General features: G+C 63.9%; 24 protein-coding genes. 9 read left to right on the top strand and 15 right to left on the bottom strand.

The window, feature by feature from the left end; genetic code table 11:
* Positions 1-927: a DUF7064 domain-containing protein gene (locus IE122_RS00560; RefSeq protein ID WP_189619149.1), complete on the bottom strand. Its 927-nt coding sequence runs from the start codon at positions 925-927 to the stop codon at positions 1-3.
* Between the two features lie 74 nt (positions 928-1,001).
* Entirely contained in the window at positions 1,002-2,621 is a 1,620-nt protein-coding gene (locus IE122_RS00555; RefSeq protein WP_189619148.1) for an FAD-dependent monooxygenase, read from the bottom strand.
* A gap of 298 nt (positions 2,622-2,919) precedes the next feature.
* Between IE122_RS00555 and IE122_RS00550 the strand changes: the two genes are divergently transcribed.
* The 6 genes from IE122_RS00550 to IE122_RS00525 all read left to right on the top strand — a co-directional run bounded on the left by IE122_RS00550 (position 2,920) and on the right by IE122_RS00525 (position 7,692).
* Positions 2,920-3,678, top strand: a complete 759-nt coding sequence (locus IE122_RS00550; RefSeq protein ID WP_189619147.1) for an SDR family NAD(P)-dependent oxidoreductase — start codon at positions 2,920-2,922, stop codon at positions 3,676-3,678.
* 91 nt (positions 3,679-3,769) lie between these two features.
* Positions 3,770-4,525 carry an SDR family NAD(P)-dependent oxidoreductase gene (locus IE122_RS00545; protein WP_189619146.1) on the top strand — a complete coding sequence of 252 codons (756 nt, stop codon included), beginning with the start codon at positions 3,770-3,772 and terminating at the stop codon, positions 4,523-4,525.
* Positions 4,526-4,536: 11 nt separating this feature from the next.
* A complete protein-coding gene (locus IE122_RS00540; protein WP_189619145.1) occupies positions 4,537-4,917 on the top strand; it encodes an EthD domain-containing protein in 381 nt (126 codons plus the stop codon).
* A 12-nt stretch (positions 4,918-4,929) separates the two neighbouring features.
* On the top strand, positions 4,930-5,946 hold the full coding sequence (locus tag IE122_RS00535) for a zinc-dependent alcohol dehydrogenase family protein (protein ID WP_189619144.1): 1,017 nt from the start codon (positions 4,930-4,932) through the stop codon (positions 5,944-5,946).
* A gap of 40 nt (positions 5,947-5,986) precedes the next feature.
* Complete coding sequence (locus IE122_RS00530; RefSeq protein ID WP_189619143.1) at positions 5,987-7,195, top strand: phosphotransferase family protein; 1,209 nt, start codon at positions 5,987-5,989, stop codon at positions 7,193-7,195.
* On the top strand, positions 7,195-7,692 hold the full coding sequence (locus IE122_RS00525) for a hypothetical protein (RefSeq protein WP_189619142.1): 498 nt from the start codon (positions 7,195-7,197) through the stop codon (positions 7,690-7,692). The genes IE122_RS00530 and IE122_RS00525 overlap by 1 nt, the downstream gene beginning before the upstream one ends.
* Positions 7,693-7,763: 71 nt before the next feature.
* On the opposite strand, the gene IE122_RS00520 is transcribed toward IE122_RS00525, so the two are convergent.
* Together IE122_RS00520 and IE122_RS00515 are read right to left on the bottom strand one after the other, a co-directional pair.
* Positions 7,764-8,519, bottom strand: a complete 756-nt coding sequence (locus tag IE122_RS00520; RefSeq protein ID WP_229813600.1) for an SDR family NAD(P)-dependent oxidoreductase — start codon at positions 8,517-8,519, stop codon at positions 7,764-7,766.
* A 29-nt stretch (positions 8,520-8,548) separates the two neighbouring features.
* A complete protein-coding gene (locus tag IE122_RS00515; protein WP_189619140.1) occupies positions 8,549-8,959 on the bottom strand; it encodes a nuclear transport factor 2 family protein in 411 nt (136 codons plus the stop codon).
* 244 nt (positions 8,960-9,203) lie between these two features.
* Between IE122_RS00515 and IE122_RS00510 the strand changes: the two genes are divergently transcribed.
* Complete coding sequence (locus IE122_RS00510; protein WP_189619139.1) at positions 9,204-10,070, top strand: NmrA family NAD(P)-binding protein; 867 nt, start codon at positions 9,204-9,206, stop codon at positions 10,068-10,070.
* A 58-nt stretch (positions 10,071-10,128) separates the two neighbouring features.
* On the opposite strand, the gene IE122_RS00505 is transcribed toward IE122_RS00510, so the two are convergent.
* The 4 genes from IE122_RS00505 to IE122_RS00490 form a co-directional block, all read right to left on the bottom strand.
* Positions 10,129-10,821 carry an EthD domain-containing protein gene (locus tag IE122_RS00505; protein ID WP_189619138.1) on the bottom strand — a complete coding sequence of 231 codons (693 nt, stop codon included), beginning with the start codon at positions 10,819-10,821 and terminating at the stop codon, positions 10,129-10,131.
* A gap of 52 nt (positions 10,822-10,873) precedes the next feature.
* Positions 10,874-11,293, bottom strand: coding sequence for a nuclear transport factor 2 family protein (locus tag IE122_RS00500; protein WP_189619137.1), 420 nt, complete (start codon positions 11,291-11,293; stop codon positions 10,874-10,876).
* A gap of 14 nt (positions 11,294-11,307) precedes the next feature.
* On the bottom strand, positions 11,308-11,910 hold the full coding sequence (locus IE122_RS00495) for a VOC family protein (RefSeq protein ID WP_229813599.1): 603 nt from the start codon (positions 11,908-11,910) through the stop codon (positions 11,308-11,310).
* A gap of 74 nt (positions 11,911-11,984) precedes the next feature.
* Positions 11,985-12,389, bottom strand: a complete 405-nt coding sequence (locus IE122_RS00490; RefSeq protein WP_189619136.1) for a nuclear transport factor 2 family protein — start codon at positions 12,387-12,389, stop codon at positions 11,985-11,987.
* 110 nt (positions 12,390-12,499) lie between these two features.
* On the opposite strand from IE122_RS00490, the gene IE122_RS00485 reads away from it, so the two are divergent.
* Complete coding sequence (locus IE122_RS00485; protein WP_189619135.1) at positions 12,500-12,985, top strand: VOC family protein; 486 nt, start codon at positions 12,500-12,502, stop codon at positions 12,983-12,985.
* Between the two features lie 59 nt (positions 12,986-13,044).
* On the opposite strand, the gene IE122_RS00480 is transcribed toward IE122_RS00485, so the two are convergent.
* The 6 genes from IE122_RS00480 to IE122_RS00455 form a co-directional block, all read right to left on the bottom strand.
* Positions 13,045-13,773 carry a TetR/AcrR family transcriptional regulator gene (locus IE122_RS00480; protein WP_189619134.1) on the bottom strand — a complete coding sequence of 243 codons (729 nt, stop codon included), beginning with the start codon at positions 13,771-13,773 and terminating at the stop codon, positions 13,045-13,047.
* A 130-nt stretch (positions 13,774-13,903) separates the two neighbouring features.
* Positions 13,904-14,758, bottom strand: a complete 855-nt coding sequence (locus IE122_RS00475; RefSeq protein ID WP_189619133.1) for a fumarylacetoacetate hydrolase family protein — start codon at positions 14,756-14,758, stop codon at positions 13,904-13,906.
* 45 nt (positions 14,759-14,803) lie between these two features.
* Positions 14,804-15,619, bottom strand: coding sequence for an SDR family NAD(P)-dependent oxidoreductase (locus IE122_RS00470; protein WP_189619132.1), 816 nt, complete (start codon positions 15,617-15,619; stop codon positions 14,804-14,806).
* An 80-nt stretch (positions 15,620-15,699) separates the two neighbouring features.
* Positions 15,700-16,044 (bottom strand): hypothetical protein, encoded by a 345-nt coding sequence (locus tag IE122_RS00465; protein ID WP_189619131.1) that lies wholly within the window; start codon positions 16,042-16,044, stop codon positions 15,700-15,702.
* The gene (locus IE122_RS00460; RefSeq protein ID WP_229813598.1) at positions 16,041-17,306 is read right to left on the bottom strand and encodes an aromatic ring-hydroxylating oxygenase subunit alpha; all 1,266 of its coding nucleotides are present in this window, start codon (positions 17,304-17,306) and stop codon (positions 16,041-16,043) included. Before IE122_RS00460 ends, IE122_RS00465 begins: the two co-directional genes overlap by 4 nt.
* Positions 17,307-17,469: 163 nt before the next feature.
* On the bottom strand, positions 17,470-18,219 hold the full coding sequence (locus tag IE122_RS00455; protein ID WP_308430379.1) for a MerR family transcriptional regulator: 750 nt from the start codon (positions 18,217-18,219) through the stop codon (positions 17,470-17,472).
* Between the two features lie 148 nt (positions 18,220-18,367).
* Between IE122_RS00455 and IE122_RS00450 the strand changes: the two genes are divergently transcribed.
* On the top strand, positions 18,368-19,483 hold the full coding sequence (locus IE122_RS00450; RefSeq protein WP_189619129.1) for an alkane 1-monooxygenase: 1,116 nt from the start codon (positions 18,368-18,370) through the stop codon (positions 19,481-19,483).
* A 79-nt stretch (positions 19,484-19,562) separates the two neighbouring features.
* Here IE122_RS00450 and IE122_RS00445 read toward each other — a convergent pair whose 3' ends face one another.
* Positions 19,563-20,372 carry a tyrosine-protein phosphatase gene (locus tag IE122_RS00445; RefSeq protein ID WP_189619128.1) on the bottom strand — a complete coding sequence of 270 codons (810 nt, stop codon included), beginning with the start codon at positions 20,370-20,372 and terminating at the stop codon, positions 19,563-19,565.

Genomic DNA, 20,372 nt, shown 5'->3' with positions numbered 1-20,372 from the left:
TCAGTCTTCTCCGTTACCGCCCCAGGGGAAGCGGAAACCGCATTCGCCCAGTCCATACCCCTTGGTGCCATCGGCCAGCGTGAATTCCATCATGTGCTCGGTCAGCGCATAGGTGTCGAAAGGGAAAGTCCAGCGGAACAGCGAGCGCGCCGTGAATTCGTGAACGTCGCCCTCTTCGTCGGTAACCCGCCACTCCATGCGCTCCAGCGTCATCTCGTCGGCTTCGTAGAAGTTCTTGTCCTCGACCTTGGACACCGCGATCCAGCGACCGTTCTTGCCGGCCATCTTGATGTAGGCATCCTGCCCGGTGGTCGACTGGCCATGCGTGGCGACGAGGGCAAGGCCGTTGTCGAAGATCGGCCAGGCGAGGCGGTAGTGCTTGAGCCCGTCCCAGTTGCGCGGGCCCACCGCGATATCGCGGAAGCCCTTGCCGTCGATCGGGATCACCTCGCCGGTAGAAAGGGTGATCGTGCCGGTAACGCGGCAGGTGCCTTCCATGTGAATGTGGGCGATGTTCTTGGCAAAGGCATCATCTTCGCCACCGGCGCTCAGATTGATGGCGTCCTGCATCGGCAGGATCGCTTCCCACATCAGGTCCACCTTGAAATCGCGCTCGTCAAAGGTGATGTGGACCTTCTTCATCGGCTCGAGCGAACGCGCGCGCATGCCGGCGATCTGAAGCCCGTCACCCTCGCCCAGACGCTTGTCGGTGTAGGGCAGGTTCATGTTGAGGCGGGTGAACAGCGGCTTGCCGTCGCGGAAAAACGAGAACCAGTTGTTCGATTCCTGCAGGTTTTCCAGGATGCCGACGCGGATGAAGCAGCCGGTGCGCTGGGCAGGATCGTAAAAATTGAAATAGACGCTCTGGTTCCAACGCTCGTTGTCGTTGGCCTTCCAGTATTCCTCGGGGCTCTTTTCGGGCTGCACGGGTTCAATCTCCGGTCAAAAAACGAAGCCGGCCCCCGACGGTGCGAAACCGCCGGGGGCCGGCCTGGATGGGTTCAGCGGCCGCAGACCAGCGCCAGCAGGGCAGCGCTGTCGTCCGGCAGGGCATCGCCGCGCCAGGCGACGTGCTGGTCAGGACGGACGAGCAGCAGGTTACGTTCGTAGATCGGCCGCAGTTCCGGCTGGTTGAGGCGCAGGATCTGCAGCGGTACGCCCTGTTCGGCGGCGGCAGCCTCGATCGCGGCAGTATCGCTGTCCTCCAGCGCGACGAGGGTCCAGAACACGCCCAGCTTGTCATGCAGGGCCACGCCATCGGCAAGGAAGACGTGCGGCAGGCGCGCGCCGGGCCAGGTCGATGGGGTATAGGTGATCGGATCGATCGCAGGTGCATCGCCCTCCTTGGCCACCACCGGCGACTGATCGTAGCGATAGCCGAATTCGACGCCCCAGCTTTCGTTCTCGGCATTGCCGAGGGCGGCGATCTTGGCGGCGAGGTCAGCGCGGCGGGCATCGCCCTCCGGACCTTCCTCCTCGACGTCGCCAGCCTCCATATAAAGCATGGTGATCTGCTGGCGCACGCCCATGTGGCGACGCGACGCCTCTAGGTGCCACCAAGCGGTGGGCCGACGCTCAAGATCGTAGGCATCGAGCAGCTTGTCGCCGCCCCAGCCAAGGAGATTGGCGGCCAGAACCCAGGAAATGGCGGCCGAATCGGCGATGCCCGAATTCATCCCGTAGCCGCCGGTCGGGATATACTGGTGCGCGGCGTCACCGGCGAGCAACACGCTATGGTCACGGTACTTCTCAGCCACCACGAAGTGGGCATGCCACGGGTTGGCCTGCAGCACCTCATAATCGAAATGGGTACCGATCCAGCCTTCCAACACGCCTTCGGGGGTCATCGTCGATGGGTCCATCCCCGGCAGCAGCCAGGCCTGGAGCGTGTAGACGTCATGGTCGTTCTGGGCGATAATCGTGCCCATGCCCGATTGCAGGTGATAGACCGGGCCCCAGCGCTGGAGCAGCGCGCGATCATCGGTGCGGAAGTGGACCATGAACGCCCCGGCGACGTTTTCCTCACCGTCGAGCTGAATGCCCAGGTTGCGGCGCACGCGGCTGCCGCCGCCGTCGCAGCCGGCGAGGAAGCGACAGTGGACAGTATCGCTCTCACCGGTCGCCTCGTTGACGATTTCAGCGATGACGCCATCGGGACCGTTCTCGACCAGCTTGTCGAAGCGGGTGCCGAACCGCACGTCGATCAGCGGATTTTCGTCGATGGCCTTCTTGAGGACCGGCTCGATCTGTATCTGGCTGACGCGGAGCGGCGCTTGTGCGCCATGGCTGCCGTCATTCTCGGCACGGATGATATCGGTCTTCTCGGCGGCCGACGGATAGTGGAACCGGTGCAGGTCGTGCCCGACCAGCGAGGTGATCCACAGGATGTCGAACGCATTTTCGCGCGGCACGCCGGCATCGCGCAGGTTTTCATCCAGCCCGAGACGATGGAACAGCTCCATGCTGCGGCCGTTGGTAAGGTCCATCTTGGGATGGCGCGTGGTCGTCGGATTGCGCTCGACCAGCAGGGAGCGGATTCCGTAACGCGCCAGGTTGAGGGCCGTCGTCATACCCACCGGCCCGCCGCCGGCGATAAGCACCGGGACATCGATCTGCGCCATTCATTCTCCCCTTACCTAAGGCTTGCCCGCCTCGATTTCGCCGGACGGCGATGCTTGGCATAGCTCGCCTTGGCATTCATCTACCATATGGTCAACTTGCGATACTGAAGCGGCCGCGTCAACCCGGCGGCCGCAGATCGCCACATATACCGACGCCTCGTCTTGCAGCCCCTATTGCCCGGTCAGCAAGGTTGGGCTTGACTCATGCTGACCTTTTGGTCTGTTTTGGGCGCAGAATGGCGACGGTGCACGGAGCGTGCCCGGACGCTGCCAATTCAGACTTCCCATGGAGAGGTGAATGACCGAAGGCAAAGGCCGCTTGGCTGGCAAGGTGGCGTTGATTTCCGGCGGCGGCAGCGGCATCGGCGCTGCCCATGCCCGCGTTTTCGCGGCCGAAGGCGCAAAGGTGGCGGTGACCGACATCCGTCTCGGCGCGGCCGAATCGGTCGTCGCTGAAATCGTCGCCGCGGGCGGTGTCGCCATCGCAATCGAGCATGACGTCGCCAGCGAGGATTCCTGGGCCGCTGCCGTGGCGCAGGCGGTCGATACGTTTGGCGGGCTGACCACACTGGTGAACAACGCCGGCCTCAACCACATGCGCGGGGTCGAGGATGAGACGATGGAGGGCTGGAACCACATCGTCTCGATCGACCAGACCGGCACCTGGCTGGGCATGCGCGCGGCGATGCCGCATTTGCGCGCCAGCGGCAACGGTTCGGTGGTCAACATCTCGTCCGTGCTGGCGATGATGTCGACCGTCACCTGCTTCTCGTTCCACGGTGCAAAATCGGCCATCCGCGGCATGAGCAAGGCGGCGGCGCAGGAATATGCCGACAAGGGCGTGCGCGTGAATTCGATCTATCCCGGCATGATCGACACCCCGCAACTGGCGACGATGCTGCCCGAAGAACGCGAGATGATCCGCACCTCGATCCCGATGAAGCGCATCGGCAATCCCGAGGAGATCGCGCGTACCTCGCTGTTCCTCTGCTCGGACGACGCCTCCTATGTCACCGGCTGCGAGATGATCGTGGATGGCGGCCTGTTCCCCGGCTGACGCGATGACCGGCAGCGCGCCCGCCACCTGAATTAGCAACCGTCGGCGGCCACCGCCGGCTGACCCTGCCTCCCTTCAAGGAAACGCCCGAATGCTCAACGATAAGTCCATCCTCATCACCGGTGCCGCATCCGGCATCGGCAAGCAGTGCGCCGAAACCTTCGCCGCCAACGGTGCCCGCGTCCTCGTCACCGATCGTTCGGTGGACGCTGGCGAAGCGGTCGCCCAGGCGATCCGCGATGCCGGCGGCGAGGCGCACTTCCAGGTCTGCGACGTGGCTGACGAAGCCAGCGTTTCCGCCGCGGTGGACAAGGCGGTCGAACTGTTCGGCAAGCTGGATGGGGCGATGAACAACGCCGGCATCGAGATGCGCAACAAGCCGATCCACGAACTGACCGCCGACGATATCAACGCGGTGATCGGGATCGATCTGGTCGGCGTGTTCTACTGCATCAAGCATGAATTCCGGGTGATGAAGGATACGCGCGGCGGTTCCATCGTCAACACGGCGTCTTCCTCGGGCCTGCGCGGCCAGATCAACGCTTCGGACTATGTCGCCGCCAAGCACGGCGTCGTCGGCCTGACCAAGGCCGTTGCCTGCGACGGCGGGCCGCTGGGGATCCGCGTCAACGCCATCTGCCCCGGCTTCATCATGACGCCGATGGCACGCGGACTGATCGCCGATCCGGTGTTCTCGCAAGCGCTCGAAGGCCTGCGCCAGCGCCACGTGATCGGCCACTTCGGCGAAATGGAGGACATCGCCAACGCGACGATGTTCCTGCTTTCCGACATGTCCAAGTTCATGACCGGGGCGCCTATGATCGTCGATGGCGGCTACTCGATCTAAGGAGAACGATAATGATAAAGATGGTGGTGGAAGTCTGGAAGAAGCCGGAAATGACCGACGAGCAGTTCCGCGAGCGGTGGCTGGTGGAACACGGCGCGCTGGTGCGCAAGCATGCCAAGGCGATGGGCTTCGTGCGCTATATCCAGAGCCACAAACGCGTCTCTCCCGAGATCGAGGCGTTCGGTGAAGGCCGCGGCTGGAAACGCCCGCCGGACGGGCTGACCGAAGTGTGGTGGGAAAGCGAGGAAGCGATGCAGGCCGCCTTTGCAACCCCGGAAGGACAGGAGGCGAGCCGGCTGCTTCAGGCGGATGAGGAGCAGTTCATCGACCCGCCCAAGATCAGCGCGTTCCTTGCTGACGAAGAAGTGATCTTCGATTACACCGCTGCCTGAGAGGATACCATAATGACGCAGAACCGCACCTACACGATCCAGCCCGGCAAGGGCGTTGCCGGCCTTCAGCTTGAAGACCGCCCCGTTCCCACGCCCGGCAGGGGCCAGGTGCTGCTGCGCATGAAGGCCTTTTCGCTCAACTTCCGCGATCTGCTGATGGTGGACGGGCTCTATCCCGTCGCCATGCCCGAACGGGTGGTGCCGCTTTCTGACGGTGCGGGCGAGATCGTGGAACTCGGTGAAGGCTGCAACCGCCTTGCCGTCGGCGATCGGGTGTGCCCGATCTTCATGCAGAGCTGGATCGGCGGCGACATGGCAGACGCCGACGCCGGATCGGCGCTGGGCGGCGGGATCGACGGCGTGCTGGCCGAATACATCGTCGTCGATGAAGCCGGGCTGGTGCGCATCCCCGCGCACATGAGCTATGCCGATGCCAGCACCCTGCCCTGCGCAGCGGTTACCGCCTGGAACGCGCTTTACGGCAAGGAACCGATCCAGCCGGGATCGACCGTGCTGGCACTGGGCACCGGCGGCGTCGCTATCTGGGCGCTGCAACTGGCCAAGGCTGGCGGGGCGAAGGTCATCATTACCACGTCCAGCGACGCCAAGGGCGAACGCGCCAGCGCAATGGGCGCGGACCATGTCGTCAACTACGCCAAGGATGCCGACTGGGGTGCCAGCGTGCGCGCGCTGACCGGCGGGCGCGGGGTCGACAAGGTGGTCGACAGCGCCGGCCCCGGCACCATGGCACAAACCATGGCAGCGCTGCGCCGTGGCGGTGAGATCGCCATGGTCGGCGTGATCGCGCAAGGCACCATCGATCCGCTCGCCATCCTCGTCAGCGGCCTCTTGGTGCGCGGCATCATGGTCGGCTCACGCCAGCATTTCGAAAACCTGGCCGCCGCGCTCGAAACGCACGGCATCGCGCCGGTCATCGATCGCAGCTTCCCGTTCGAAAAGGCGGGTGACGCTTTCGAATATCTGCGCAAGGCCTCGCACCTCGGCAAGGTTGTCATCGAACTGGGCTGATCGACACCATCTTCAACTCCAGACGGAAAATCCCCACCCCATGCAAGCTACAGACATTCGCGATTGCCCCGATGATGCCTTCATCGAACGCATGCGCGCGCGTTTCCCGGTCGAGACCGAGATCGACCGCACGCTGACCCGCAAGATGCGCCTGCGCCGTAATGGTGAGCGTTACGCCGCCCACACGCTGGACGAGCTGGTCACCGCAACGGCCAGCCTGATCCGCGCCAACGTCGGCGATGATTTCACCATCGCAAATCCCCGCTGGCTAACCGGCGGGGCCTCCAAGATCCAGGTCGCCTTCGACCTCGATTGGACCGAGAACGGCGAACGCCGCCAGTCGCCGATGGTGCTGCGCATGGAGCCCACCGAATCGGTGGTGGAAACCAGCCGCAAGCGTGAATTCGAGCTGCTCCAGGCGCTGGATGGCGTGGTGCCGGTGCCGCCGTGCTTCTGGGTCGATGCCGAAGGCGAACATCTGCCACATCCGGCGCTGATCTACGGCTTCGCCCAGGGCGTGACCAAGCCCTCGAACCTCACCTCCCAGCAGGTGACGGGGATCGGCCTCAACTACGGGCCGGACTTGCGCGCGACGATCGCCGAGCAGTTCCTTGAGCAGATCGGTCGCTTCCACCGCATCGGTGCCGAACTGGCCGACAAGCTGCCGAGCTATGACAAGGCCGAAGTAGGTTCGAACGAAAGCGTGATCCGTTTCGTTAACTGGTGGCGTCGCGTTTGGGATGAAGACCGCCGTCAGGACGAGCCGCTGATGGATGTCGCCTATGATTGGCTGATCGCCAATGCGCCCCCGCTCGACCATGTAAGCCTTGTCCATGGGGACTGCCGCGCCGGCAATTTCCTTTACGACGAGGACACGAACGAGATCACCGCCTGGCTCGATTGGGAACTGGCGCTGCTGGGCGACCGGCACCAGGACCTGGCCTGGTCGATGATGGATTCGTTCGGCCACTTCAACGAGGAAGGCACCGAGCGCCTGATCTGCGGCATGCTGCCTTACGAGGAATATCTGGCTGCCTACGAGCGCCTGTCCGGGCTGACGGTCGATCGCGAACGCCTGACCTACTACCGCGTGCTGTGCAACTACATGTCGATCGCGATCTGCCTCGGCACCGGCTATCGCGTGGCGCACGCAGCCAAGACGCACCAGGACATCGTTGTCGGCTGGCTGGCCATGGTCAGCTTCCCGCTCATCGAACAACTGCGCCGCACGCTCAAGGAGGTAATCTGATGGTTCCCGATTCCGACCTCCAGTTGCAGATGGTCATCAAGGCCCTGCAGGAAGCCGTGGCCCCGGGCCTCAAGCTGGACGAAAAGATCGCCGCGGAACAGTTGCACCTGTCAATCGCGACGCTTGGCATGGTGCGCCAGCACCTGCCGATTACCCGGCGGTTCATTCGGGCCATGTCGCGTGATGCGCTGGATCTGGCTGCCAGGCTTGACGCGGTCGTTGCGACCGAAACGCTCAAGGCACCAACTGCGGCACTTGAAGCCGCGCTGGCCGACCCCGCGATCGAAAATCAGGACATCGAGGAAGCCCGCGCCGCACTGCACGGCGCGATCTCGGCGCTGATCGATGGGCTTGACGCTGCGGATCGGCCCGCCGTGCGCGCGATCGTAGTCGATGCGATGGCCCTGCCCATCGAACGCCAGCGCGCATGGTTCCTGGGTTCGGGCTTTGAAGCCGATCCCGGCATCATCCGCCAGATCGGCGAACTGATCGGCTGACCGGCCGGACACGGACGTAAAAAAGGGCCCGGTTGCATCGCTGCAACCGGGCCCTTTTGTATTGCGGCCGATCAGCTCAGTATCTTGCCGATCGTCTGCACGGTCGTCCCGATCGACCAGCCGCCATCGACGAACAGGTTCTGGCCGGTGATGTAGCTCGCATCGCTGCTTGCCAGGAAGTGAACGGCGGCGGCGATATCGTCAGGCTGGCCTTCGCGTCCCGCAGGCGTCAGCACTTCCAGTGCGCGGGTCAGTGCATCGCCGTTGATCGAGATCGACAGCGGCGTGGCGATCCCGCCGGGGCTGATCGCGTTGACCCGGATGCCGAGCGGGCCGAATTCCAGCGCGGCGGTCTGCGTGGCGGAAATGATCGCCGCCTTGCTCATCCCGTATTCGCCCCAGCCCGGCGTACCGCGCGCACCCGAAAGCGAGGCGATGTTCACGATCGCGCCGCCGGGCTTCATCCGCTTCACCGCCTCGCGCATGCCAACCAGCACGCTCATCGCGTTGATCCGGAAATAGCGTTCCGCCCGCGCCTCGTCGGCCTCGGCCATATTGTGGACACCGGCGGCGGCGGCGTTGTTGACCAGGACGTCAAGCCCGCCATGCAGTTCCACCGCCTTGTCCAGCAGCCCGGTCATCTGCGCCGGGTCCGAAACGTCGGTGCGCTGGAACGCGCAGCCCCATTCCGCTGCCTGCGCCGCTCCATCGGCGAGATCGCCGATCAGCACATTCGCCCCGGCGCGCCGCAGGCGCTGCGCGGTGCCCGCGCCAATGCCGGACGCCGCGCCGGTCACGACAATCGACTTGCCGGTGAGATCAAACATCATCGTATCCTTGTATCGGGAGATTGCGCTCAGGCGTTCGCGTCAACGAGCTTGCGGCCCACCAGCGCGGTTTCGACCGCAACGGTATCGAGGTACTCGACGATTTCGGTGATCTGCCCGTCGCGGGTGCGCAGGATGAAGCAGTAGGGATTCTGCACGTAAGGCCCATAGGGGCCGACGCCCTTCACGCTGGCAATCACCACGGCGCGATCGTTTTCCGCGATGATTTCCTGGACCGCCATCTGCGCGGGTTCCTTGAACGTGGAAAGCATCGGGATCATGTCCGAAATCAACCGATCCTTGGTGAAATGCTTGGACAGCGGGGTATCCCCGATGATCGTCCAGGTCGCATCATCGCTGAGCGTGGCGAACCCGCCCATGAAATCACCCGAGCACAACTTGTCGAAAAACGCCTTCGCGATCTGACGGCTATCGGTCATGATCCACTCCTCTCCGGTCAGCTCCACAATCGGGCCGATATTTACCGGGGAAGTTCGCATCCCTGACCAATAAGTCAACATTGCATCGCGGTTTTGCGGTGAATTTCTAGCTCCTGATCCCGCGCGACGGCGGATCATGGCAAATTTCCTGTTCTATCGGTCAGGTATTGTTGCGTCGCAATCTCGCCTCGTCCATAGAGGGCACCGCAAAAGCCGCAGGGCGGCACATCGGGAGAACATGGTCATGGGTTCAGGCACGGTAACGGTATTCGGCGGAACCGGCACGGCAGGCGGCGGCGTGGTTCGCGCCATGCTGGACGCAGGCTGGAACGTCCGCGCGGTCACCCGCGACACCACCGGAGACAAGGCTCGCGCGGTCGCCGCGCTGGGTGCCGAGCCGGTGGCCGCCGACATGGAGGACCGCGTCGCGCTGCGCGCCGCCATCAGCGGTTCGGACGCAGTCTATTTTTCGGGCCCTTCGCTGCAGGATCGCTGGGACATCGGCCAGGCCATCCAGGGCATCATGGTCGCGGAAAGCGTCCGCGAAGTCGGCACCGGGCACTTCATCTACCAGTCGGCCCAGATCGGCGGTTCCAGGGGCGTGCTGTCGGTGGGCGGCAAGCGCGCGATCGAGGAACGCATCGCCGAACTGCATCTGGATGCCACGATCCTGCGCCCGGCGTGGTTCATGGACAACTTCCTGACATATTTCCCCGTGACCGAGAACGACGGCACGCTGGTCGTCGCCATGGCCATGCCGACCGATGTGCCGCTGGCGCTGGTCTGCTCGGACGATATCGGCCGCGCCGCGGCCGCGGTGTTCGCCAACCCCGATGCTTATCGCAACGCCGAAATCGATCTCGTCGGCGATGTCGGCAGCACCGCGCAGATGGCGGCCACGATCGGAGAGATCGCCGGCAGACCGGCCGTAGCAGTCGAAGTGCCGATGGCCGCGATCGAGGAACACTGGCCGCAGGGCGTCGATCTCTACAAGTGGCTGGCCACCAAGCCCGCCGAGAACGACACCGGCCCGCTGACCGCGCTGGTCGGCAGCCCGATCGGCTTCCGTGCTTGGGCGCAGGAAAAGCTCGCCCCCGCCCTGCCGGGCTGATCGGCGTTTTCGCTATCGAGGGGACGGGACAGGCTACGGCCTGACCCGCCCTTTTTGATTACATGAACCGTTCGGCGTGGGCGACGTATTCGATCGATTCGCCCGGCCGGTGCAGCAACTCCGCCCAAGCCTGGGGATCGCTGGCCACGCCTTCTTCCATGGCGGTCTGCGTCGGCCAGTAGAGTTCGCGCACACCGATGCAGAACGCACCGTCCGGGTGGACCACCGGCGAGGGCCGGCAGCGGACGTGGCGCAGCGCGCCGATCCGGCGGCCGAGTTCGAGGTCACCCTCGTCATCCCAGCGGCCATCTCCTTCGGCCAGCACGAACTGGAGCAGCTTGCAGCTTATCGGCCGGCGATCGAGCCGGAACAGCTTGTCGCCGGTCTCCACCCCCTCCTCGTTCCAGTCCGCACCCGACTGCAGCACTTCTTCCTCGGCAAAAACAAACCGCAGCTTTTCCATGTCGACGAACAAGGGCTCGTCAGGGATCAGCATCGCCACGTAGTTGGGTTCCTGCGGAAAGGTAAGCGCATCGGCGGCGCAATCGAACCACACTTCGGCGCAGGCTTCGAAATGGGTCTGCTTTTCGCCCAGCAGGTCGGAGTGGACCTGATGGCTCTGCGTATAGGCCCGCATCGTCGAGATGTGGCGGCCCATGGTGCCGTGGGGATGGCGATAGTGATCGTGGAACCACTTCGACGTGATCCCCGGCTTGCGCGGAATCGCGCCGAACATCTTGACTCGGCTCACCGGCCTCTCTCCTCTTTCGTTGTTCTTGTCGTATCGCCGGGAACGGGCGCGGTCAGCCGGGGCTGAACACCGGCAGGATCTGGCGCGCGGCGATACGCCACGCGCCATTTACCAGCACGCAATCGTCGATAATGTCGGCGACCGAGCGCACCACCGGCGCAAGGTCGGCATCCGGCGTGCGGAACAGGGTCAGGAGCGAGCGGACCTGCGCCCGCCCCTCCCCTTCGTCCGACACGATCGGATTGGAGAGGACATGGCGCGAGGTAACCCCGGCCTGATCCTGCCGCGCCTGCATCGCCGCTGCGATCGCCGAACCTTCGATAGTGCCGACCATCGGCGCACCGGGCCCGAAGGTCAGACTGGCATCGGCCGCGAACAGGTGCGCCGATTGCGCCGCCTGCCCGTTATCGATCAGCCAGAAGCTGCGATACACCAGTTGGGCAAGGTCCAACTGGTCCTGCGTGGAAAGCATGCCGTAACCGTCCGTCAGCGCAGCTTGACCGCTTCGAGCCCGCGCTTGCCAATGTCGGGGCGACGCTTGAGCGCTTCCTGATCCTCGCCCGCCTCGACCCGTGCCAGCAGGTCTTCGGGATCGAATTCCACGCCGATCGGATTTTCGGCGAAGGCTTCGGAGTAGAAGAACGCGGTCGCGTCCTCGATATTGTCGTAGTTGTCGACCTGCAGTTCGACCTGGTTTCCGTCGGGATCTGCATAGTACATCGACGTGGTCGGGCCGTGGTTGATCGGGAAGATCGGCTTGATGTCCAGATCACGCAGGCGCTTGTAAGTGGCCAAAAGGTCCGACAGGCTGTCATACGTGAACGCCACATGGTGGACGCCGACGATCCCTTCGGGCTGGGGCTTGAGATCGGGCATGTGCAGGAATGCCACCCGATGATGTTCCTCGTCGTAGGACAGGAACGCCAGGATCTCGTTCTGGAACGCGGGTTCGGCGCCCAGCACCGCCTTGTACCAATCGATCATTTCCTGGAAGCGCGAGGTGCGCAGGACGAAATGCGCCAGCCGGGCGGGCGAGATGATGGTCGATGTGTCGAGCGGCTTGGCAACGGTGCCGGCGGTTTCGGTCATGTCAGTGTCCTTGTGATTCCCGACCGACGCTTTCTCGCGACCGATCGGCGATGGGTGTCTGGCGAACCGCCGGCTCAGGCCGGCTCGGCTTCGCCGAAAACGGCGGACACCAGCATCTGGGTGTCCATGAACTCGATCATTTCCATCAGCTTGCCATCGGCGAACTTCAGCACGAAGGCGTAATACGGCTGATTGTACGGGCCGGTAGGGCCCAGCCCCGTGCCGCTGCCCAGCAGCACGGCGCGGTCACCCTGGATGATCGGCTCTTCGAACTTGACGGCCGGCGGTTCCTTGAAGCCACCCAGCACCGGGACAAGCCGGTCGAACACGTCCTGCGGCCCGTGATAGACCCCGGAGGCCGGGGTCGTGCCGATGACGTGGTACTTGCCGTCATCGTCCAGCAGGGAGAAAGCATCCAGGAACCGCAGTTTCTCGATCGCGGTTGCGAACGCGCGCGTGATCCTCTCGGCATCGGTCATGTCACCCTCCATTCGTTCGGTGTTATATTGATCTTTTGGTCAAGAAAGCATAAGACGCGGCTCAAGGCAAGCAGCTCGGCATCCAGCGCGGGCGCAGCGGGAGAACAGGCGTGAAGTTTCATCACATGGCCCTGATGGTGACCAACCTGGAAGAGGCGATCCGCCTGTGGCGGGATGTCATGGGATTCGAACTGGGCGTGCAGACGGTCATCCCCGACGGGCAGGAACCCGGCCCCAATACCTTCATGCATCCCAAACTGCTGGACGATATCTTCAAGGTCAAAGGCGCGCAGTCGCGCATGGCGCTGCTAAGTTCGAAGGACGGCGCGTTCATCGAACTGCAGGAATGCATCAACCCGAAGATCGAAAAGACGCCCGAGGAAAACCTGCGTTACGGCCACACCGGCATCCACGAACTGGGCCTGCTGGTCGAGGGGATCGACGGGTGGTTCGAGAAGATCAAGGCCGCCGGGTACCGCATGCAGACTGACTACGTGTGGCAATGCGCGGAAATCGGCCGCTCGTTCATCTTCTACGATCAGGACGGCAATATGATCCAGATCTGGGAAAACATGGGCCAGCCCGAATGGAGCTGAGCCTTCGGGCCGACTGAAAACGGCGGTGCCGGGCCCCTGCCCCCGCACCGCCGCTCACCTCACGGCGCGTCGATGAAGACCAGTTCGTAGAGGAACGCGATGTTGCGCAGGATTTCGGTCTCCGAAAACACATCCCGCCCGGTCAGCGCGCGGTATTCGGTCGATACGGTGAACGGCGTGCCGCCGGCACCGATAATCATGTAGTAGAGCCGCGCCGGATCGCACTGCCGCACCAGCCCCTGCTCCTGCCCGGCGCGAATCAGCTCGCGGACTTTGGCGAAGTGGCGGCGCAGGTAATTCTCGATCACCCAGTTCAGCCGGGTCGTATCCTGGTTGCTTTCCATGGTCAGGATACGGTGGATCTGCGGCTGGCGGGCAGACAGGCGGATGAACTGTTCGATGAAAGTCCGCAGCGCACCGGCGGCAGTATCGTCGGCCCCGGCCAAGTGCTCTTCCATCTCCGCACTGTAGCGGCCCAGCGCATTGTCGATCGTGGCGATCCAAAGCTGTTCCTTGGACCGGAAGTGATAGAGCACCAGCGTGTGCGTGACATCGGCATGCTCTGCCACCGCACGCGTGGAGGTCCCCTCGAAACCGAAAGCGCCGAAACATTCCAGTGCCGCCTTGAGCACCCGCTCGCGCACGTCATCGCCCCGGCGGCTGACCCGCACGCGGCGCTTGGCGGGGGCCTTCTGATCTACCGTCACCGGGTGCGCTTCGGCCCCGTCGAGCCGGACCGCCGTGCGCCCTCCGCTTGTTCGACGGCCGGCGCGCGCCGGCGCGTCCAAGTCATCAATTACGGATTGAGCCTCATCTCTGGCCATTCATCTGCCCCACGCCAAACGGTTGTTGTTGGGCAAACTACCATCAATTCTCCAACGAAAGCCAGAGCGGCGGCTAACCGCCCCGGCCTCGGGTTCAGGCGACCACCTTGTTCTCGATGATGCCGATGCCCTGGATCTCGCTGCGCACCACATCACCGGGCTGGAGGAAGCGGGGCGGCTGCATCGCCGCGCCGACGCCTTCGGGCGTGCCGGTGGAGATGATATCGCCAGGCTCCAGCGTGAAGGCGGTGGAGAGATATTCGATCTGCGCCGGCACCGAGTGGATGAACTGCTCGGTGTTGCTCGACTGACGCACTTCGCCGTTGACCGAGCAGGTGATGTCGAGCGTCGCCGGATCGGGAATCTCGTCCGCCGTGACGATCCACGGGCCGATCGGGCCATGGGTGTCGAAAGACTTGCCCATCGTGAAGGTGGCCGAATGGAACTGCCAGTCTCGCGCCGAGATGTCGTTGACGACGAGATAGCCGAAAACATGGTCCATCGCGTCCGCCGCCTTGACCGACTTGGCAGCGCGGCCGATCACCACGCCCAGCTCGACCTCGTAGTCGAGCTTTTCGGTGACCCCGCGCTCCAGATCGCCGAAGGGATCGTTGACGCAGGTGGTCTGCTTGTTGAACCATACCTGGTTGTCCGGAACGGCAATGCCGAGCGCGCGCGCTTCCTCGACGTGGCGGCGATAGTTCATCCCCAGCCCCAGGAACTTGCGCGGACGCAGCGGGGCCAGCAACTTGACGGTATCGAGCGCGACACGGGTTCCCTTGCCCCCGGCGATCGCCGCCGCGATCTGCGCCAGCGCTTCCGGGCCCGCCTCGATCAGGGCGATCATGTCGGTCTCGGCCCGGCCCAGGCTTTCGAGCGCGATCACGGACCCGTCGTCGACGATGCCCAGTTGCGGGCCCTGCCCTGCGTCAAACCGTGCGATCTTCATATCAACATTTCCACTTTAGATTGTTTCGGCGACCGGTGCAGCGCGTCAGCCCTGTGCCGGTGTATCGTAGAACCGGCGTGCGTCGGAATAGGTCGCAAGGTGGGCGGTCGATCCGCCATCGACGTTGATGACATGCCCGGTGATATAGCGCGCCTCGTCCGAAGCCAGCCAGGCGACGGCCTGCGCCACATCTTCGGGCGTGCCGAGATAGCCGGTAAGCGTCGCCTCGGCGTTCATTTCGATGAACGCGGCCGGGATCGACGCTTCGAGCAACGGGGTGGTGATCATCGAAGGGGCAACGGCGTTGCAGCGGATGCCTTCGCGGCCGAACGCGGTGGCGACCTGCTTGGTCAGGTGGATGACCGCCGCTTTCGACACGCCATAGGCCGGCATCTTGTAGAACGCATCGACGCCGTACATCGACGCGGTGTTGATGATCGACCCGCCGCCGTTCGGGCGCATCGCCAGGATCGCGTGGCGGCAACCCAGCATCGTACCGCGCACCGTCCCTTCGAAAATGCGGTCCCAGATATCGACGGGAATTTCGAGAATGTCGGTATCCTGGCTGATCGCCTCTGGCGCGGTATAGGCTGCGTTGTTGTGCAGGATATCGAGCTTGCCATAGCCATCGACCATCCGCGCGATCGCGGTCTTGAAGTCCTCTTCCACGCAGATATCGATGTGAAGCGCCTCGGCAGTGCCGCCCGCAGCGCGGATTTCTTCGACGGCGGCGGCGGCGGCAGAATCGTTGATATCGGCCACGCCGACCACCGCGCCTTCCGACGCCAGCCGCAGCGCGGTCGCCTTGCCCAGGCCCGAAGCCCCGCCGGTGACGATCGCCACCTTGCCCTTGAAACGCATGTGAAATTCTCCCGTAAATTCGGCATGCCCTTGGCGGGCGCGCTGTTTGTCCGACCCGGCCTGCCGCGGCCCGGCGCGGATCAGCCGAGCATCGGCAGTCCGCGCACGATCTTGAGCGAATTGGGCCAGGGCGTGCCCGGCGCGCGCGGCTGGCCGTGGATTTCCACCGCAACATGCGCCTGGGCGAGCCCGAGCACCAGCGCCATCAGGTTGTTGACCTGCGGCGGCAGCGAATCGAGCGCATAGCTGTCGATCAGGTCGCAGGCTTCGGCCGCGCGATCGGTCATCGCATCGTAGAAGTCGCGGATTTCCTCCATGGTCGATCCGCACCGCACCGCATGGCGCTCGCGCGTGGTGTGCAGGCCCCAGGTGTCACAATAGCGTTCGAGATCGCCGAACCCTTCGGGCAAGCGCGCGCCGCTCATCGCAGGGCCTCCGTAACGCTGGGGGCATCGACCCACTTGAGCAACTGGTCCATCGAATGGCGGATGCCGACCTCGCTGTCCTGGATCTGCATGAAATCGTTGCCGCCGCTATCGATGCCCCGCTGGGTGCGGGCCACATTGGCAAGGTCTTCCAGCACCACCTCGATCACCCGCGCCACATACATCTCCTGCTGCAACCGCTGCCGCGCGGTGAGCGGTTCCGGGACGTAGAACTTGACCTCATAGCGCGAGGTGTTCTCGGTCAGCGGCCAGAACTGGTGAACCCAGAACCCGCCGGGCCCGAAATCGATCTGGGTGTTGGGGAAGATGTTATTGACGTCCATCGACCAGCAATCCGAACCCGTCGGGTTCACCGCATCGTGGCGCAGGAACGCATCCATCTGGGCGCTGGTGCCGGCGGAAATGAGGCTACCGGTATCGCCCGAGGCATAGGCCAGCATCGTCACCTTGTGCGCCGGATCGATGCTCATCGCCGGGTTGCCGTACATCGACACCGTGCGGTGCGGCCCGAACACCCTGGCGTCCAGCAGGCGGGCGAACTTGTTCTCGTCCGAGGAAAATGTCTCGGCGATGGTCTTCTTGTGGATCGCCGGGATGTGATAGCTTTCGATGAAAGCATCCTGGACGACCTTCCAGTTGGCATCGAGATCGGCCTGCAACACGATCGGCCGGTCAGCGGCGACATAGGGCACGCCAGCGAGGCGATCGGCGAAAGTGCCGAGGAATTCCTGGAGGCCGACTTCGGGCTGCTTTTGCAGATTGACGAAGATCCAGCCCTCCCACACGTCAACCGACATGCGCGACAGGCCGCAGGCCTTCTTGTCGACGTTGAAGAAGCTGGGCTCGTCGGGAATCGAAACCACGTCGCCATCGGCCGCATAAGTCCAGGCGTGATAGGGGCACACAATGCGCTTGGCATTGCCGGCCCCGGCATCAAGCACTTGCGAGCCGCGATGCGAGCAGGTGTTGTAGAATGCCCGCACCGTGCCGTCCTTGCCGCGGTTGATGATCGCGGGGACGTTGCCGGGCAGCAGGTTGACGGTGATGTAATCGCCGTAGTTGGGAATTTCCTCGACCCGCCCGGCGACCAGCCAGGCGCGTTCGAATACTTGCGTGCGTTCCCGTTCGAAGAAAGCGGCGGAGCGGTACGGCTCCAGCGGCACCGGTGCGGTGCCAAGCCCGCAACTCTGGGTGAAAGTCGTCACCCCGGCGAATGGCTTGGCCATCGTGTTCACGTTCATCGCCTCTCCTCCTGCGATACGGCGGCCCCGTCGATCCCTGTTTCTGATCCGGAGTCTGTAACTGCAATCTGACCGCTTGGTAAGTTTAGATCAGGCACTAGGCATGTCAATAGGCCGCCCGACGAGCTCCGCCGAGGTGTGCGAAAGTCTGGCCTGTTGAAACTTACGACCCCGGCGTGGTTCGCCGCCGGCGCTTGCCGCCCAGCCGGGGCACGTCGATGGTCGCCCCCTCGCGGGTCTTGGCCCGGATCATGCGCAGGAACGCCTTCTGGCGCAGGATGCCGAAGAAATCGAGCATGAACGGCAAGGCCAGTTCGAGCATGGCCGCCGCCTCGGTCTGGCCGATCCGTCCTTCCACCTGATCGAGGAATATCTTCGCTTCGTTCGCGGCGATGTATTCCGAACCTTCGACATAATAGGCGAGGATATCGGGCGGGAAGCCGTGATCCTCGTCGAACCCGGCTTCGCGCATGCGGCACCAGATGTTCAGCAGCCCGGCATCGGTCAGGCTGATCTGTGGCCCGCCATCGCCATCGATCAGTTCGATGATCCCCAGGTTGGCCAGCGCCCTGGCATCGACCAGCGCCTTCGGATTCTTGTCCAGCAGCGCATCGATGGCGAGATAGCCCTTGTCGACCCCTACCCGCGTGGAGACGAGGTCTTCCAGTTGCGAGAAGGCAGCGGCCCCGATCTGAGTATCGCCGCCCTGCCCCTGCATCGCCGCCTTGATCTGAGGCAGGGTCATGCGCGAATCGAGCTGGAGTTTGCGCACGGCCAGGATCGCACGGACATGATCCTCGCCATAATCGGCGACATTACGGGCCGGCCGGCTCGGCTCGGGCAACAGTCCTTCGCGGAACAGGACGCGAATCGTTTCGCGGTTTACCCCGGTCCGGGCCTCAAGTTCACGCATTTTCATGGCATCGCTCTACGCAAAAATATCTGGAAAGTCTTGATCTGGCGCATGGCAAATTTCCGATTGATCATCGGGGCATTTTTGCGTATGTTCCTAACGTGAAATTGCGCTGGCCCGGTTGAAGGTCCGCGCGGGAGAGTTCGCAATGGATTATACTCGTTACTATCTGGGCGCGTTGCTGCAGCTTGCGGTGATCGCGGGCTTTTTCGTTGGCGGGGCGTGGGTGTTCATCGGCATCGCCAGCCTGCCCGCTTTCGGCCTGATCGACAGCATGTTGCCCAACGACATGAAACCGCGTCGGATTTCGAACAAGACGCTGGCCGATATCCCGGTCTGGCTGTGCTCGCTGCTGGGCCCGGCGATCTACATCGCCGCCGCATTCTGGGTCGCCCGCAACCCCGGCGCGCCGGCATGGCAGTACGTCGGCGTGATTACCTCGTGCGCCTGGATGAGCGTCATCCCGGTCGTGCCGGCCACGCATGAACTGTATCACCAGCGCGGCAAGCTGCGCCGTCTGGTCGGTCGCTATTGCCAGATCTGCTATCTCGACGCGACGCGCGAGATCGCGCACGTTGTCGGCCATCACATTGATGTCGCCACCAGCAAGGACGGCGATACCGCCCCGCGCGGCACCTCGCTCTATGCCTTCACGCCGCGCGCGGTAATCGTCAGCACCCGCGAAGCCTGGGGTTCGGAAAGCGACAATCTCGAAAAGATGGGCAAGGGCCGCTGGAGCATCGGCCACCGCATCTACCGCGCGATCCTGGCACAGATCATCTTCCAGGCGATCATCTTCGCCATCGGCGGGTGGACGGCTGTCGCGGTGACCATCGCCGGCATGATCGGTGCCCGCTTCTGGGTCGAAAGCTTCAACTACTTCCAGCACTATGGTCTGGTCCGCATCGAAGGCGCGCCGATCGGCAAGCGGCACGTGTGGAACCACCTCAAGCCGCTGTCGCGCATCATGGGCTTCGAGATCACCAACCACGCCGATCACCACACCAACAGCTTCGCGGCGTTCCACGAACTGGTGCCCGATCGGGACTGGATTCCGATGCCTTCGGTCTACGTGTGCTTCTTCTCGGCGCTGATCCCGCCGCTGTGGCACCACAAGGTCATCATGCCCGCGCTCAAGCGCTGGGACAATGAAATGGCCACCCCGGCCGAGCGTGAGGTTGCCCGCGAACAGAACCGCCGTGCCGGCTGGCCGGACTGGTTCGATGGCACCCCCGCCACGGACGGACGCCTGGCCGCCGCCTGACGTCCGCTGCCCGAACGAAAACGGCCCGGCCGCCAGCAGGCGACCGGGGCCGTTTTCGTTTGGGCGTTACGCTATTTGATCAGGCGGTCAGCCGCTCGGCCATCCGCTCGATCCGGGCCAAGTCCATGCCGGAGAGGTGCGCGAGGTATTGCGCGGCCGAGCCGTAGTTCCGACCGATGACCTCCAGCGCGTTGGCCAGGTATTCGGGCCGCACCGCCATCACCTCGGCGATCATCCAGTCCGGGAACCGGCTCTGTCTATTCCCGAGCAGCGCAGTCATGGCCACCTCAACCCGTTCCGCGCCCATGTCGTTGGTCTGGAGATAGTTGGCGTAGACATCGTCTTCGTGGACGCCCAGCGCCAGATGCAGCAGCGCCACGGCCAGCCCGGTGCGGTCCTTGCCGGCAAAACAGTGGATCAGCACCGCCTCGTCCTCGGTCTCGGATGCCTGCTCAACCGCCGTGACATAATGCTGCGCTGCCTGGCGGAAGCGCGGGCCTTCGGGCAGCTTGCGATAGATCGAACAGTAGTGTGCCATTACCTGATCGTTGGAGGTCAGGCCGCGAAAGGCATCCACGGCGTGCGGGATGGTGTTGTCTTCGCAATCGGGGCTGAGCACGCGCCCGTCGAACCCGTCGAACGCCACGCCGCGCGGGGTGTTGCGTTCGGCATCGGTGCGCATGTCGATGATGGTGCCGATCCGCAGCGCCGCCAGCACTCCGGCGAGATCGGTTCCTGCAGTTTCCAACTGGCCGGAACGGAACAGGCGCCCGGTTTGCAACCGGGCGCCTGACGTGGTGGCGAAACCACCTGCTTCACGAAGATTGTACGCGGCGGCGCCGGGCGAGCTAAGCTGGAAACTGCCTTCAGGCCGGACGGTATCGCGCAT

Source organism: Novosphingobium colocasiae (assembly GCF_014652555.1).
Classification (GTDB): Bacteria; Pseudomonadota; Alphaproteobacteria; order Sphingomonadales; family Sphingomonadaceae; genus Novosphingobium; species Novosphingobium colocasiae.
The sequence above is the reverse complement of the archived record's forward strand: the minus strand, read 5'-3'. Positions and strand labels throughout refer to the sequence as shown.